Consider the following 15,512-nt stretch of genomic DNA (forward strand, 5'->3'; position numbering starts at 1 on the left):
TTCCACACGGCCTCGGCCAGGAGGAGACGATGATTCCTTGCCGCCGAACGGCCCGTTTAAGTGGCAAATCAGTCACTTACGTCGCCCGGCGATCTAAACGCAGGATGCAGGTCAACACCATCAGCTGAACACGGGCTCGACACTTTGTCGCATGGGCAGGCTTATATACTTCCGGGACTTCCGGGACTTCCGGGACTTCCGGGACTTCCGGGACTTCCGGGGGCCAGCTTGCCGGCGACGGATTGGGACACGTTCTGAAAGCATAGATTGGTCCGATGGACAGAACGAAAACGAAAAAGCAGACCAGCCCAGACTAACGCTGGGGGACAATCGAAGGGGAGCATGGAAACTGGAAACGTTTCAGCAATCATCTCAGCTACCGCGGGCATCAGTGGGGTGCTACTCGGTAACTCGTTTGTAGCGGTCAAAGAATGGCTGGTCGGCCGGTCCAAGCGTCAGAAAGACACGGCGTACCTCGCCATCATCGTCGTGTCCCACCTAGAACGGTTTGCCAGTGGTTGCCTTCATGTCGCCCTTGATGACGGCACCGAATCTGGCCGACCCGCTGGTAACAACGGTGATGGATATGTGCCGACAGTCAGGCTGCCTGAATTTCAGCCGCTGGACATTGGCGTTGAATGGAAGGTGCTACCGCAGCAACTCATGTACTCGATCCTTCTGCTTCCCGACTAGCAGGAGCAAATCCAGAACAAGCTCGCGGGGATTCAAGAGTTCGACGACGACTATCGGGACCATACCGAATACTTTTGGGCTAGACGGCGTGACTATTCCGAACTAGGGCTCCAATTCCGACCTCGCGCGGCGTCTTCGCAAGTACGCAGGGATGCCCATTGAAGAGCCGAAACTGGGCGTATGGTGTCGCGATCAAGAATTGAGAGACCAGATTGTAAGGATCGACGACAAGCGGAAAGAAGCCGAGCGTCGCATCGCCGAGTATCGGAAGAACCAGACAGGCTTGGCGGCGCCGTAACGCCTGCCAGCCGGCGGCCGGTAGAAAACGGATTTACAGTGTGGCTCGGCTGCCAATAGTCCCGGCCATAACGGGTCGCTTCCGAGCGCGCGATCGACATTTGACTGAACAGCGTCAAAAACCGCAACGGGTCGGCAAGCAATGGCAATGTCAGGCGGTAGTCAGCCAAAAGCTGGCAGTCTCTGCCTCCCCTTGGACGGCCGCTTCAAGCAGCTGGAAGCAGACATCTGGACCGGCCTACTTGATAATTGCAGGTTCTTTAGCCGAACACGAAGACCTCTGAGTTCGACGTAGACTGTCTGCCGAGACATAGCGAGGCTTTTTTTCACGGCTATCAGATAATTTCCATTTGTTAGCATTCGAAAAACTACAGGGTAGCTGGCGCCATGAGACTTAAGTCATTCCGAGTTCGTAACTACAGATCTATCAACGACAGTGGGGACGTTACTGTTTCTCGCATCACTGCTCTTCTAGGACGAAACGAGAGCGGCAAGTCCAACCTCCTTCGTGCCTTGCACAGCCTGAACCCGATTGCAGGATTCGAAGCCTTGAAACCCATCAAGGACTTCCCACGCCGCACAGAGGCAGGGTTGGCTGACCTCGGTATTCCATTTCACAAGACGCGACCGACACGCTTGTTCCTCAAGAAGATGGCGTCGGAACCCGAGAAGGTTGTTCCCGACCAAAGTCTTGAACGATTTGCAGCGCTATTCACGTTAATCAACGGGCGACTCGACAAGCTGATTGATCGAAATGCCAAGCCTTTCGAAGGTTAGATAAATCGTTGGTGAGCCGTGCCTATGCCACGCTTATTAGACGCGTTGCAACGCTTCGCCTAGTTCTCGACGATTTCAAGCACAAATCGGCCTACAAGCCCATCTGCCCTCCTACAAACCAAAGGCCACCGTATTTCCCATGTCCCTAGCGAATCTGGACCCAAGCATCTTCGCTGAGCTGCAAAAGCTGGCTCAGAGCGCCACCTCCTCCGCAGCCTTACCAGCCCAATCCTGGATCGATGAACAGACCACTCTTTTTCGCGACAACTTCGGCCCGGCGGTATTGGAGCGCACAGACGGCGAACCTCTCCTTCAACTAATGCATGGCCGCCAAAATCCCAACACGCCTTGCATGGCCTACTGGCTAGAATTCAAACAGGACGAGCAATTCAAGGGCAATGAGTTCGGAGGCATCCGTGGTGGCTCGTCATTCAAGTTCGGCATCTATCAGCGCGACGCCGACGGTGCGTGGATTACCGGCTCACCCAAAGGGCAAAACGTGCTATCGGTCGACCGCGCCATCGAAATCGCCCGCAAACAACGCAAGGAACTCATCGACGCCGCCAACGTGCTCGCTCGATTCGATCCCGCCGACGCCTCCGGCGCCGTCTACGAGCGCCTAGACATCGATATGCGTGCCGCCGCGCCCACCTTGTGCGGTGCGGTCTGGGCGCACAAATACTGGTTTCTGAATTTCCCGGATAAGATCGACGGATATCATTCACCTCGGGTTCAGCGCTACCACCTGCTCAAGTTGCTGCAGCTGCCGGCCGACAATATCGGACTTCGCAACAACGACGCGTCGTTGTTCGTTTGCGCCGGCCAGTTCGTGCAGATCGCGCGTGCGCTTGTCATTCCGGTCGCCGCGTTGTGCATTCTGTTGAATCAGCGCAACGGCGGCATACATCGCTACTGGAGAGTAGGCACGACGATCGGAACCTCGGGTGACAGCGTGTGGCCGGAAATGCGCGACGGCGGTTACGTTTCAATCGGCTGGGTTGATGAGGTGTTCGATCTGACGGCCGACCTCGCGAAGCTGTCGAAGTCCGCTCTCAAAGAAGCGATCACCAAAATGCTGCTGCCGGGCGCGACCAATGCAGGCGTCGCAAAACGCAAAGCAGGTGAGATTACCAACTTCGCGAGCAGTATCAAGGATAACGATATCGTCGTCGCGACCGAGGGCAATACGATACGGGGCATCGGACGCGTCACCGGTGCCTATCAATACGATGACAAGTTGCGCTTTCCGCATACGCGCGCGGTCGAATGGCTGTCGCTCGACGAATGGAACATGCCAGAAATCGATGGTCCGCGCACCACGGTGTTCGAGCTTGGCAAGAATCCGAACAACATCATCAAGATCGAGCGGCGTCTCTCCGAACATCCGCTTCTGGATCAGCCCACAGTGTCTGCGCCCCGAGCAGGCACCAGCGCGGAACCGAACAAGCAACTTCCTCCGCTCGATCCGTTTGAGGCGAGAATCGACGGCAATCTCCGTCGCAAGGGACAGGTCGTGCTATACGGGCCACCGGGCACGGGCAAGACGTATCGCGCGCTTCGGGTCGCCCGCGAATTGGCCGCGCGTCATGCGTTCGGCAAGACGTGGGACGCGCTCGACGATGCCGGGCGCCAGCGTATCGACGGGGAACAAGGCTTCGTGCGCATGTGCACGTTTCATCCGGGATGGGGCTACGAGGACTTCGTCGAAGGGCTGCGTCCGCGCGTCAACGAAAGCGGCACGATGGTCTTTGAGCCGGACGACGGCGTGTTCAAGCGGCTGTGCAAAGACGCCGCCCGCGCGCAGGGGCAGAACTTCTTTCTCGTCATTGACGAAATCAACCGAGGTGACCTGCCGCGAATTTTCGGCGAATTGTTGACGACCATCGAGCTTGATAAGCGTGATACCCGCGTGATCCTACCTGTAACGCGAGCGCCGTTCTCGGTGCCGCGCAATGTGTTCATCGTCGGCACGATGAACACTGCAGACCGCTCGATCTCGTTGCTCGATGTGGCATTGCGCAGGCGTTTCGGCTTTGTCGAACTGATGCCGGACAGTTCGTTGCTGAAAAATCGCCGCGTCGGCCGACTCGCGCTCGATGTATGGCTCGATGCGCTCAATAAGCGGTTGCGGCGTCACCTGAAGCGCGATGCTCGAAATCTGCAGATCGGCCAGGCTTATCTGCTGTCGTCATCGATGACATCCGTCAGCGATTTCGCCCGCGTGCTACGCGACGACATCATTCCGTTGCTCGAGGAATACTGTTACGACGATTTCTCGACGCTGAAAGACATTATCGGTCACGAGCTTGTAGACGTGGACAATAGCCGGATTCGCGAGGAACTGTTCCTGCCGAACCGCGATAACGAACTTATCGATGCGCTTTCGTTCTCCGAAATGCAGGTGGATGCGTCCATCGAAGACGACGATGAACCGGTCGACAGCGACGAGGGCGACGCCGATGCAGCAGACTCCGAGTGACGAAGCGGCGAATCTCAGCAGGCTCACGATTGAACTGAATGAATGGGATACGGTTGATCCGCGGCGTAATCCGCGGCTTGAGAAGCTGACGTTTGCTGATCGTGTGCAGTGGCGCGCCTTCGCAGAATCGCTGCGTGGAAAGATCGATATTCACGAACGCTACGACGGCATCACCATCGAGACGACGTCTTTTGTTGGACGGGTGGATGTTGGGCCGTTGCGCATCGTTGTGCGCCCAAAGCTGCCTGCTATGCCGCTTACCCATCTGCTGCGTTACGCTTATGGTCTGCGCGATCTGCGCCTAATCGAGGAAACTCGTTCACCCGTAAATCGGGACGGCATGCAGGATTTGTTAATCGTGCTGCTAATGGGCGAGATCGAAGAGCTGTTGCATCGCGGATTGGCTCGTCGGTATGTATCTACGGATGAGCGGCGTACTAGCCCGCGCGGACAGATTTTGGTGGACACGATCATTCGGCGAGGTGGCGTGATCGAAGCTGCGTTGCCGTGCCGGTACTATGAGCGTGACACGGACTGGACCCTTAACCGAATTCTTCGCACGGGTTTGGGGGTGGCAGCGAGCATGACCGGGGATCGTGAGTTGCGCCGGCGCTTACAGAAACTGTCGGTGCATTTTGGTGACGTGAGCATGATGCCACGGCTTCGCATCGAGGATATCGCTCGTGCTGAGCAGGCTCTCACGCGGTTGACCGAGGCCAGTCAGTCCGCGCTGACGTTGATACGACTCTTGCTTGAAATGCAGGGTGTCGTACTCGAACATGCTGATGGACAGAGCAAGACGCCCGGTTTCTTGTTCGATATGAATCGGTTCTTTGAGCAGTTACTGTCACGGTTTCTTGGTGAGCATTTAGTTGGTGCGACGGTGGAAGATCAACGGAGGATTCGAGGTATGTTTTCCTCGACGAGTCGTAGGACGCCATCGCCACGGCCTGATTACGCGCTTGTGCGTGGCAAACGGTTGCAAGGCTTCTACGATGCTAAATACCGTGAGCTGTGGCGGTCGAAGCTGCCTACCGAATGGCTGTATCAGTTGACTGTTTATGCGCTTGCATCGCCGTCAACGAACAGCGTGCTCTTATATGCGTCGATGGCTGCGGATCCGCGCGATGAGGAGATTCTGATTCGCCAGCCCTTGGTTGGGACGGGGAAAGCTCTTGGGGCAGTGATTTTGCGGCCGGTGCCGTTGGAACGGCTGGCGGCGCTTGTTGGGGCGGGGGCTGACGCGGAACGCGTGAATGCACGACGTCGGTTCGCGGAGCGGCTTGTTAGTTTGTCGGTCGAGAGTTAATCCTGTGGTTGAGCAGGGCAGGCGATTCAAACATCGATTCAAACGGCACGATCGGCCGAATTCACTTCGAAAGCGGACGGAGATGAATCGGGCCTGAATGACCGAGACGGCTCGCGCTGAGCCGGTCCGCCGCCGCAGCGTTCCTGCGCTACGCATGAATCAGTACCCGGCCACATCGACACATTCGTACGGACTGCATCGATTGTTGGCGATCGTCACCTTCGAAATGTCAGAATCTCGTGTTTCCGACTGATGATAGGTTCCAGATGCAACCCACCTTCGAAACCCGCCGCCTGGTGATTCGTCCCCGCACGCTGCTGGATACCGACGAGTTTCTGGCCATGGATTGCGACCCGGAGGTAACGCGTTTCGTGGACGGCCCGTGGGGTGACAGCCAACGGCATCGGGACTTCATTGAGACCCGCACGCTCGCCTCTTACCCACCGGGAATGGGCTATTGGACAATCAGGAATCGAAGTGACGCGTCCGAGTTCCTTGGGTGGATTCTTTTGATCCCCACGGACGCCCGTGACCCGGAAGTCGAAATAGGGTGGCGTTTGCCCCGCAAAGCCTGGGGATCGGGTATCGCCACTGAGGCAGCATTTCCGGTCCTTCAACACGCGACCGCAACACTCGGTTTGGCTACGGTGGTCGCAGAAATCGACATCTTGAACCTCGGATCGCTTCGAGTCGCCGAAAAGCTTGGTTTAACACGAAGGGGGGAGGTGATTGATCACGGCAGGCGAAGTGCTCGATATACGACGTAGCGGGGTTCGCCACAGAAGGAGGCTCCAGCACCCCGGTGTCGGACCTGTCGATTGAAGCGGACGATACGGACGCAGCACTTGACCGCATTAAGGCTGCGGGCATTGCCATCGAATATGGTCCGGTTGACGAACCTTGGGGCGTCTGTCGGTTCTTCGTTCGCGATCCATTCGAGAAACTGGTTTCCGCTCAGCGCCGACCACATCCGAACGAGCTAAAAAATAACCGGCCATAAGCAGCCACTTCCCCCCGCAACTGCCCGCCCACTCAGATGTCTGAAATACATCAATAAGCAGCCATCCCGTCTGTAACAACGAACGCAACACAGCGGTCGAGCAGGGCAATTTCGCCAACGCATTTCCACAACGATCGGCCATCACCCTATTGGACCTAAGTCCTATTGCGCCACGCGCAAGTCTGCCAAATATTGTTGGCACGACGACGGACCAGACGCCTGACCGGATTGCAGGCCAATACCGAGGTGAGGCAATGAAACCAGCGGCTTCTGCGGGGTCTGCCCCGCATCGACTGCCCCTTTTGCAGGGGCTTTTGCCGTTCAGTTCAGCGCAACTTCCGCACGACATCGTGGCGGGGATCACGCTTGCGGCGCTCGGCATTCCCGAGGTAATGGGCTATACGAAGATCTCGGGCACGCCCACTGTCACGGGCCTTTACACCATCCTCCTGCCGCTCGTGGCGTTCGCGATCTTTGGTGCATCGCGCCAACTGGTCGTCGCCGCGGATTCCGCCACGGCCGCCATTCTTGCGGGTACGCTAACGGCCGTCGCCGCGCTGGGCAGCAAAGAATATGTCGGCCTGACCAGTACCGTCGCCCTGACGGTGGCCGTAATGCTGGTATTTGCGCGGGTCTTCCGTTTGGGGTTTCTGGCCGACTTTCTTTCTCGCAGCGCGTTGATCGGCTTTCTGACTGGCGTGGGCATCCAGGTCGCGGCTGGCGAGCTTGCGGGGCTGATTGGACTCGCGAAACAGGGACATGGTCCGCTGATGCAGATCGTGTCCGTGGTCCAGCGCGTTGCCGAGGCGAACTATCCGACCACGATACTTTCGATTGCGGTCCTGGCCGTCATCATCGGTTGCAAACGATTTGTGCCCCGCGCGCCGGGAGCGCTGATCGCGGTTATCGGATCAATCGTGGCAAGTGGCGTATTCGACTTCGCCCGGCACGGCATTGCCATCACCGGTGAAGTGCCGGGCGGGCTTCCCTCGTTGTTTCTCCCGCCGCTGCATACGAACGAAATCAACCAGGTATTGGCGACCGCCGCCTCGTGTTTCATCGTCATCATCGCGCAGAGCGCAGCGACTGCACGCGCATACGCCAATCGCTACAACGAGAAGGGCGACGACAATGCCGACATCATCGGGCTTGCGGCGGCGAACGCCGCTGCCGCGTTCACCGGCACCTTCGTCGTCAACGGGAGTCCGACCAAAACCGAGATGGTCGACGATGCTGGGGGCCGCACTCAGGTCGCCCATCTGACCACGGCGGTCATCGTGCTGCTGGTCCTGCTGTTCCTCACGAAGCCGCTGAGTCTTTTGCCGGCGGCTGTCTTGTCGGCCATCGTGTTCATGATCGGCGTGAAGCTGATCGACGTGAAGGGCATGACCGAGCTTTATCGCATGCAGAAGGACGAATTTATCGTCGCGCTGCTCACGGTGTGCGTGGTCGTGTTCGTCGATGTGATGCACGGCATTCTCGCTGCCATCGTGATGTCGCTAATTGCCCATGCCCGAAACAGCTACCATCTGCGCACACGCGTGCTCACGCGCAGTCCGGCCGGGCAGTGGGTGGCGCATCGTGTCGAACCGAATGTGCTGGCGGCGCCTGGCATGGTCGTCTACCGGTTCGAAGCCGATCTGTTCTATGCGAACGCCGGTCGTTTCTCGGAGGAAGTGCTCAGGCTCGTCAATGAGGCAAGCGCGCCATTGCGTTGGGTGATCCTCGATGCGTCGGAAATCAACAACATCGACTACACCGCCTGCAAGACCTTGATTCAGCTCGGAGGCGAACTCGACAGGCGCGGCGTGGGGTTCGCAACCGTTGCACTTCCAACTGGCGTTCGGCACGAGCTTGAACGGTATAAGGCGCTGCGCGCGCAGGACATTCATCGCGAGATCTTTGCAACCGTCGATGCCGCGATCGCCACGCTCAGCAATCGATCAGCAACGGCTCCGCCGTCCGCGCCGGGCGCCAGTGCCGGCTGAACCCACGCCTGTCGGCAATGCGCAGGAAAGCAGGAAAGGGGAGTCACACGTGTCTGAGATCGCCGCAGCGAAGCGCAAGCAATCCGCGAAAGAACCGGCCGATCCGGGAACATGGGCGGCGCATGAAGATCCGTCCGCCTTGTTCGCGGGACGCGGCTCGTTGGCCTCGCGCATCCAGCAGGGCAAAGCGGCGCGTGCGAAAGTGCCGCGTGCGACGCTCGCTGAATGCAGGACAGATGGCCGCGATCCTCTCGTGTTGCTCGCCGCTTCCAATGTGGGGCGGGTGCCGGAGTTGATACCCATTCGCTACGGGCGCATGGTGGCGAATCCGTTCGCGTTCTATCGCGGCGCGGCGGCGGTGATGGCCTACGATCTGTCGAAACTGCCGCATTCGGACGTCAACGTCCAACTGGGCGGCGATACCCACCTGGCGAACTTCGGGCTGTTCGCGAGCCCCGAGCGGCGCATGCTGTTCGGTCCCAACGATTTCGACGAAACGCTGCCCGGCCCATTTGACTGGGATGTGCGCAGGCTCTCCGCGTCGTTTGTGATCGAAGCGCGCGAACGCGGACTCGCGATGCGTGAGCAGCGCGCGGTCGTGCGCCGGCTCTGCGAGACGTTTCGGCAACGGATCGCCGAGTTCAGCCGCATGGATACGCTCGACGTCTGGTACTACCAGTTCAGGGCAGCGAGCATGCTGGAGATTGCCGGTTCGCTGGAGGAAAGGAGAAAGGAACTCGCCGTCATTACCAAGGCTAGCCGGCAGTCGTCCCGATCGGTGATGACGCATGCGACCGAAGTCGTCAACGGCAAGCTGCGCATCAAGGACGTGCCGCCGCTCGTGTATCACATTCCCCTTGAGAGTCCGCACGATCATAAGCAATACGATGCAATGGTGAGGCGTTTTTTCGCCGACTACCGGTTGACACTGCCCGACGACAGGCGCGCGCTCTTTGATCGCTACGAGCTGGTGGATGTCGCCATTCGCGTCGTTGGCGTGGGGTCGGTCGGGACGCGCTGCTACCAGTCGCTTTTCATGGCCGATGGCGCATGCCCCTTGTTTCTGCAGTTGAAAGAGGCGCGCGCTTCGGTGCTGGAGGGATATTTGCCGCCCAGCCGTTTTCCCAATCACGGGCAGCGCGTCGTGAACGGACAGCGTCTGCTGCAATCGGCCAGCGACATTTCACACCGGCAATGACTTCTATGTGCGTCAACTGCGCGACATGAAGGGCGCATTCGATTTCTCCACATTCGATATCCATGATCTCGACGAATACGCCGTCTCGTGCGCTCACGCGCTGGCCCATGCGATGGCGAAAGCGGGCGACCCCGCGTTATTGCTCGGCTATATGGGAAAGTCGGACGCGTTCGACGAAGCCATCGAGCGATTCGCGCTCGCTTATGCCGAGCAAAACGAAGCGGATTGGACGGCTTTAAAGACGGCGGTCAAGTCGGGAGGTATCCAGGTCATTCGTGAGTGATGCGAGAGCGCACGGGCACCGGAGTCGGCTCGATTACGGAGTCAATCATGTTGCACAACGTACTGGTCGCCACCCCGGTCATGCTGCTGTGCCTGCTGCTGCAAGGCGCGGTCGTGACCATCTGCCTGCGCCGATACGCGGGGCTGCGGCATGCTTACCAGGGCAAGGAGCCGCTATGGATGGATGCGTTCCTGTTGTCCGCTGTGATGCTGCTGACCTTGCTCTGCAACTTCGCGCAGATGGCGATCTGGGCGGCGCTGTTCATGGTCCTGGGCGAGTTTTCCGACTTCGTCACGGCGCTATACCATTCCGGTGTCAACTTTTCCACGCTCGGCTATGGCGATATCGTCATGTCCAGGCACTGGCGCATGCTCGGACCTATTGAAGCTGCGAACGGCATCTTGATGTTCGGTGTCTCGACGGCTGTGATGACGGCTGTGGTCATGGACGTGATCAAGTACCACGGGGCGCGTTTGAGGCAGGAGTAGCGATGTAGAGGCTACACGGAAAATGCGCTAATTTATCTTATGTTAAATAAACCAACCGAATAACCCCCTCACCGATCCCCGGCATTTTGGCGTAACAGAACCCGGCAAAAATGACGGTAATATGTGTCACTTTTGCGACGGCGCGAGCGGCGCGCCGTCGAATCCGAGGTGATGCCCTATGTTCGGCCGGTTCATGCCCAGAGACGGTAATTTCTTCGAGATCTTCAATGCTCATGCCCGTTATATCGTCGACGGCAGTCATGCGCTCGAAAGACTGATCGAGCACATCGACGACGCGGAGCGACACCGGCGGAATATAAAAATCATCGAGAAATCCGCAGACAAACTGACGCGTGACTGCAACGACCTGTTGCACAAGACATTCATCACGCCACTGGATCGCGACCAGATCCAGCATCTGATCAATACGCTGGATGACATCATCGACGTGATTGAAGACGTCGCGAACACGATCACGCTGTACGACGTGCGAGCGCTGCCCGACGATGCGATCGAGTTTGCGCGTCTGAGCACACGAACGGCGATTCAGGTTCAGCAGGCAGTCAGCCTGCTTTCCGACATGAAACAGGCTGATCAAATCCTGCAGTGTTGCAAGCAAATCGACGAACTCGAATCGGAAGTCGACAGATTGCTGCGTATCGCGATTTCGCGGCTGTTTCGCGAGGAAGACGATGTCAAGACGCTGATTAAACTGAAAAGCGTCTATGAACTGCTCGAGACCATTACCGATAAATGCGAGGTCGCTGCCAAAATCATTCAGGGTATCGTGCTGGACAACGCCTGAACGTATTTCCAGATACCGCAAGATCAATCGCCATTCCCCCGCTTCAACCCGCCAGACGCCGATTTTTTATCCCCTCGAATAATCCCAATCTGTGTAACACTAGTGTCACATCCAGGCGCCAATCGCCAGGCGCCCTTCAACCGGGCCCATAAGTCATGCTGTAACGTCGCCTATCGTGTTGATCCTTCTGAATCTGCTTTCCGGCGTGTCGCTTCTGGTGTGGGGCACGCACATCGTCCGCACCGGCATTCTGCGCGTGCTTGGCGCCGATCTTCGTGCGATCCTCGGGCGCAGCACGGGTAGCCGGCTCAAGGCCTTCCTCGCCGGTCTGGGCGTCACCAGCCTCGTGCAAAGCAGTAACGCCACGGCGGTCATCATTTCGTCGTTCACCGCGCAAGGCATGGTGTCGCTGGCGAGCGGGCTGACCATCATGCTGGGCGCCGACGTTGGCACCGCACTCATGGCGCGGGTGCTGACACTCGATCTCTCGTGGCTGTCGCCGCTGCTGATACTCGTCGGCGTACCGCTTTTTCTCACGCGCAAGCAGACGCGCGTCGGTCAAACGGGGCGCACGCTCATCGGGCTCGGTTTGATCCTGCTGGCCCTTCATCTGATTGTGGAAGCCGCGCAGCCCATGATGCAGGGCACCGGCGTCAGGGTGATGTTCAGCGCCCTGACCGGCGACACGATGCTCGATGCGCTGGTCGGCGCGGCCTTCGCGATGCTCTCGTATTCGAGCCTCGCCGCCGTGCTTTTGACGGCGACGCTCGCCTCTTCCGGCGTCATTTCGCTGAAGGTCGCATTGTGTCTCGTGGTCGGCGCCAATCTCGGCAGCGGTCTGCTCGCGCTGATGAGCGCGTTGCCTCAAAACGCCGCTGCCCGCCGCCTCGCTGCGGGCAGCTTCGCATTCAAGCTGCTCGGCGCGGTGATTATCCTGCCGTTCGCCTCGTTGCTCGCACGCGCATTGCCGGTCCTCATTGCGAATCCGCGCGAGGCCGTCGTCGGCTTCCATCTGATCTACAACACCGTGCGATGCTGCGCCTGTCTCACCATGGTCGACCGGGTCGCCGCCATCAGCCGTCGGTTGTTGCCGGACCGCCCATTGGTCACCGGCGAACTGCGCCCGCTGCATCTCGATCCCGCCGGGCTCGCGACGCCGGGCCTCGCGCTCGCCAACGCATCGCGCGAAGTGCTGCGGATTGGCGATATCGTCAGCGTGATGCTGGAGAACGTCTCGGAACTGCTCAGAAGCAACGATCTCGCCGTCGCGCGCGAAACGATGCGGATGGACGACGACGTCGACCAGTTGTACGCCGAAGTGAAAAACTATCTGACGCTGATCTCGCGTGAACAGCTGGATGAAGCCGAGAGCCGCCGCTGGACGGACATCATTTCCCTCACGATCAATCTCGAACATGCAGGCGATATCATCGAGCGCATCGTGAGCGACATCGAAGAGAAAAAGATCTCCCAACGGCTCGCATTCTCCGAGCAAGGGTTGGGAGAACTCGACGATCTGCACGCGCGTCTGGTGAGCAATCTGCGGCTCGGACTGTCGGTGTTTCTGAATAACGATTTGCGTTGCGCGGAACAGCTTCTGGCCGAGAAGGAACGTTTTCGCGATCTGGAGCGCGTGTATTCGCACAAGCATCTGGACCGGCTTGCGGGACAGTCGCTTCGCAGCGTGGAAACCAGCGCCTTGCATCTGGATCTGATCAGCAACATGAAGCGGCTGAATTCGCTGTTCTGCTCGACGGCCTATCCCGTACTCGACGCGGCAGGCGCCCTGCATGAAACCCGGCTGCGCAAGCGTTCGCTGGACAGTCTGCACACGAAGGAGTGACGCAGCGCACAACGCAGCGACCGTGCAGCGGGTACACGCAGACGTACCTCATTCGCGTAGCACACGCGCCCTTGCGCGCGCTCACCGCGCTCGCGCAAACTCCACAAACCGGTCCGCTGCCGGGTTGTGCATCGTCGACGGATGCGCGAGATGCAGCGGCGCGCTGAGTCCATGCGCGCGGCTCAGCGGGCAAAAGACCACGTTGCCGTGATCGTAGTGCCGCATCGACGCCGGGACCAGCGTCACGCCCAAACCCGCCGCGACCATATGAATGCCCGTAAGCATGCGCGGCACCTCGCGCGCGACGTGCGGTAGAAAACCCGCGCGCTTGCAGGCGGCGAGAAAATCCGCGTACATGCCGGGCGCGCCGGGACGCCGCACGAGGATGAAATCTTCGTGCGCGAGCGCTTCCAGCGGCAGTGCGGGCGGCTCGCCCTCACCGCTCGCGAGCAGCGCATGTCCACGCGGCAGCACCACTACCATCGGCTCGTCGAGCAACTGGACGAACGACAGTTCGGCGGGCGTTTCCACGGGCTTGCGCAGAAAAGCCACGTGAATCTGGCGCGCGAGCAGACGCTCGATCAGCTCGGCGGCGTTGAGTTCCGCGAGTTCGATTTCGATGCCCGGCTGCGCCGCGCCGAAGGCGCGAATGATCTCCGTCGTGAGCGGATGAAAGCCCGCCGAACTCGTCAGGCCGATCGCGATCGTCCCCAGTTCGCCGCGCGCGATCCGGCGTGCGTGCGACACGCCCTGCTGCAAGCTCTCCAGCACGAGCGTGGCGGTCTGCGCGAACGCTTCCCCGGCTGGCGTGAGTTCGACGCCGCGCGGCATGCGCACGAACAGCTCGCAGCCCACTTCTTCCTCCAGCAGCCGGATTTGCTGCGAAAGCGGCGGCTGCTGCATCGCCAGCCGCTCGGCGGCGCGCGTGAACTGACGTTCCTCGGCGACGGCGAGGAAATACCGCAAATGGCGTAGCTCCATCGTTTCAGGCTTCCTGACTCTGTGACGGGATCGGCGGGCGGAGCCGCGGCGCGGCTCCCATATTTTTAACGTATGGGAGGGTCATCGAATCGATATTTTACATCTATCGGTCGCGCCACTACGATGCGTGGACTTCGCCCGAACGCACTCGCGATGCGGCGAAGACCAACCACGCAACGACGTCACAACAACAATCGGAGACCACCATGAAAAAGCACACCGCTGCCGCGGCCATTCTCATTTCGGGCTGGAGCGCGGCCCACGCGCAAGGCGAAATCGACGAGGCGCTGCAACTGGCGACCGGCGGCGCGGGCGCGAGCGCGGGCTCGGTCACGCTCTACGGCGTGATCGACGCGAACGTCGAATTCCTCTCCCACGCGAGCGCCACGGGCGGCTCGCTCGTGCGCGAAAACTCGGGCGGCATTCACAACTCGCGCTTCGGCGTGCGCGGCAGCGAGCCGCTCGGCGGCGGCAACAGCGCATGGTTCGTGCTGGAGTCGGGCTTCAACAGCAACGACGGCACGCAGGCGACGGCGGGCACATTGTTCAACCGCACCGCCGCCGTCGGCTTGTCGAACGACCGCTTCGGCTCGCTGTCGTTCGGCCTGCAATACACGGCGATGTACGACATTCTGTTGCGCTACGATCCGATGTCGTTTGCGCAGCAGTACACGTGGTTCCCGACGACAGGCTCGTCCGACGACTTCGCCTTTCGCGCGCGCAACAGCAATTCGGTCAAATACGTGGGCCGCCTGGGCGGTTTGACGGCCATCGCCGACTACAGCTTCGGCGGCGACGCCGACTCGTTCCAGAGCAGCGCCGCGTACGGCGGCGGACTCGACTACGATGGCGGCAGCTTCGGCGTCGCCCTCGCCTACGACTACCGCAACGGCGCGATCAATTCGAGCGGCAAGTGGACGAAGTCGCGCAACTACAGCGTGTCGGCGCGTCAGAGCATCGGCGCGATCGAACTGCTCGGCGGCTACGAACACTATCTGTACAACCCGACGAAAAGCGCATCGGAATCGCAGGCGCTGCTGTTTGCGGGCGCGCGCTATCCCGTGATGCGTCATCTCAAGTTGACGGCCGCGTATTACTACGACCTCAACAAGACGCCCGGCACCTCGAACACGTGGATGGGCGTGCTGAGCACGCAGTACGAACTGTCGAAGCGCACCTCGCTGTACGCGACCGTTGCCTACGCACAGGCGACGCGCTACGCGGATGGCACGTACACGCCGGTCGGCACCAGCGACAGCACGGCCTTCGGCCCGAACCAGACCGGCGTGACGCTCGGCATGTTTCATCGCTTTTGATGTTCGCAACGCCCGTGCAACGCGCGGATCGCACGCAACCGTTTGATGGAGTGGT

The 15,512-nt window shown here is 59.7% G+C and carries 13 protein-coding genes and 2 pseudogenes; 14 read left to right on the forward strand and 1 reads right to left on the reverse strand.

Annotated features, from left to right (window positions below):
* Positions 1-342 precede the first annotated feature (342 nt).
* The 13 genes and pseudogenes from LDO54_RS35580 to LDO54_RS35635 all read left to right on the forward strand — a co-directional run bounded on the left by LDO54_RS35580 (position 343) and on the right by LDO54_RS35635 (position 13,160).
* Positions 343-693 carry a hypothetical protein gene (locus LDO54_RS35580; protein WP_224017259.1) on the forward strand — a complete coding sequence of 117 codons (351 nt, stop codon included), beginning with the start codon at positions 343-345 and terminating at the stop codon, positions 691-693.
* 684 nt (positions 694-1,377) lie between these two features.
* A pseudogene (locus LDO54_RS38965) lies at positions 1,378-1,497 on the forward strand (hypothetical protein); the annotation flags it as partial.
* Between the two features lie 42 nt (positions 1,498-1,539).
* A complete protein-coding gene (locus tag LDO54_RS35590; protein ID WP_224017856.1) occupies positions 1,540-1,767 on the forward strand; it encodes a hypothetical protein in 228 nt (75 codons plus the stop codon).
* A gap of 139 nt (positions 1,768-1,906) precedes the next feature.
* Positions 1,907-4,246 carry an AAA family ATPase gene (locus LDO54_RS35595; RefSeq protein ID WP_224017261.1) on the forward strand — a complete coding sequence of 780 codons (2,340 nt, stop codon included), beginning with the start codon at positions 1,907-1,909 and terminating at the stop codon, positions 4,244-4,246.
* A complete protein-coding gene (locus LDO54_RS35600) occupies positions 4,227-5,555 on the forward strand; it encodes an McrC family protein (protein WP_224017263.1) in 1,329 nt (442 codons plus the stop codon). The genes LDO54_RS35595 and LDO54_RS35600 overlap by 20 nt, the downstream gene beginning before the upstream one ends.
* Positions 5,556-5,821: 266 nt before the next feature.
* Complete coding sequence (locus LDO54_RS35605) at positions 5,822-6,322, forward strand: GNAT family N-acetyltransferase (protein WP_224017265.1); 501 nt, start codon at positions 5,822-5,824, stop codon at positions 6,320-6,322.
* Positions 6,323-6,327: 5 nt separating this feature from the next.
* Positions 6,328-6,555: pseudogene (locus LDO54_RS35610) on the forward strand (VOC family protein); the annotation flags it as partial.
* 254 nt (positions 6,556-6,809) lie between these two features.
* Complete coding sequence (locus LDO54_RS35615; protein ID WP_224017267.1) at positions 6,810-8,543, forward strand: SulP family inorganic anion transporter; 1,734 nt, start codon at positions 6,810-6,812, stop codon at positions 8,541-8,543.
* A 49-nt stretch (positions 8,544-8,592) separates the two neighbouring features.
* The gene (locus LDO54_RS35620) at positions 8,593-9,741 is read left to right on the forward strand and encodes a DUF2252 domain-containing protein (protein ID WP_253074440.1); all 1,149 of its coding nucleotides are present in this window, start codon (positions 8,593-8,595) and stop codon (positions 9,739-9,741) included.
* A gap of 7 nt (positions 9,742-9,748) precedes the next feature.
* Positions 9,749-10,024, forward strand: a complete 276-nt coding sequence (locus LDO54_RS38860; protein WP_253074441.1) for a DUF2252 family protein — start codon at positions 9,749-9,751, stop codon at positions 10,022-10,024.
* A 47-nt stretch (positions 10,025-10,071) separates the two neighbouring features.
* Positions 10,072-10,512: a potassium channel family protein gene (locus LDO54_RS35625; protein ID WP_224017295.1), complete on the forward strand. Its 441-nt coding sequence runs from the start codon at positions 10,072-10,074 to the stop codon at positions 10,510-10,512.
* Positions 10,513-10,690: 178 nt separating this feature from the next.
* A complete protein-coding gene (locus LDO54_RS35630) occupies positions 10,691-11,317 on the forward strand; it encodes a DUF47 domain-containing protein (protein WP_224017298.1) in 627 nt (208 codons plus the stop codon).
* A gap of 175 nt (positions 11,318-11,492) precedes the next feature.
* Positions 11,493-13,160 carry a Na/Pi cotransporter family protein gene (locus LDO54_RS35635; RefSeq protein WP_224017300.1) on the forward strand — a complete coding sequence of 556 codons (1,668 nt, stop codon included), beginning with the start codon at positions 11,493-11,495 and terminating at the stop codon, positions 13,158-13,160.
* Positions 13,161-13,241: 81 nt separating this feature from the next.
* On the opposite strand, the gene LDO54_RS35640 is transcribed toward LDO54_RS35635, so the two are convergent.
* Entirely contained in the window at positions 13,242-14,141 is a 900-nt protein-coding gene (locus LDO54_RS35640) for a LysR family transcriptional regulator (RefSeq protein ID WP_224017302.1), read from the reverse strand.
* 206 nt (positions 14,142-14,347) lie between these two features.
* Between LDO54_RS35640 and LDO54_RS35645 the strand changes: the two genes are divergently transcribed.
* Positions 14,348-15,457: a porin gene (locus LDO54_RS35645; RefSeq protein ID WP_224017304.1), complete on the forward strand. Its 1,110-nt coding sequence runs from the start codon at positions 14,348-14,350 to the stop codon at positions 15,455-15,457.
* Positions 15,458-15,512: the final 55 nt, after the last annotated feature.

This window comes from Paraburkholderia tropica, from assembly GCF_914484835.1.
Classification (GTDB): domain Bacteria; phylum Pseudomonadota; class Gammaproteobacteria; order Burkholderiales; family Burkholderiaceae; genus Paraburkholderia; species Paraburkholderia tropica_A.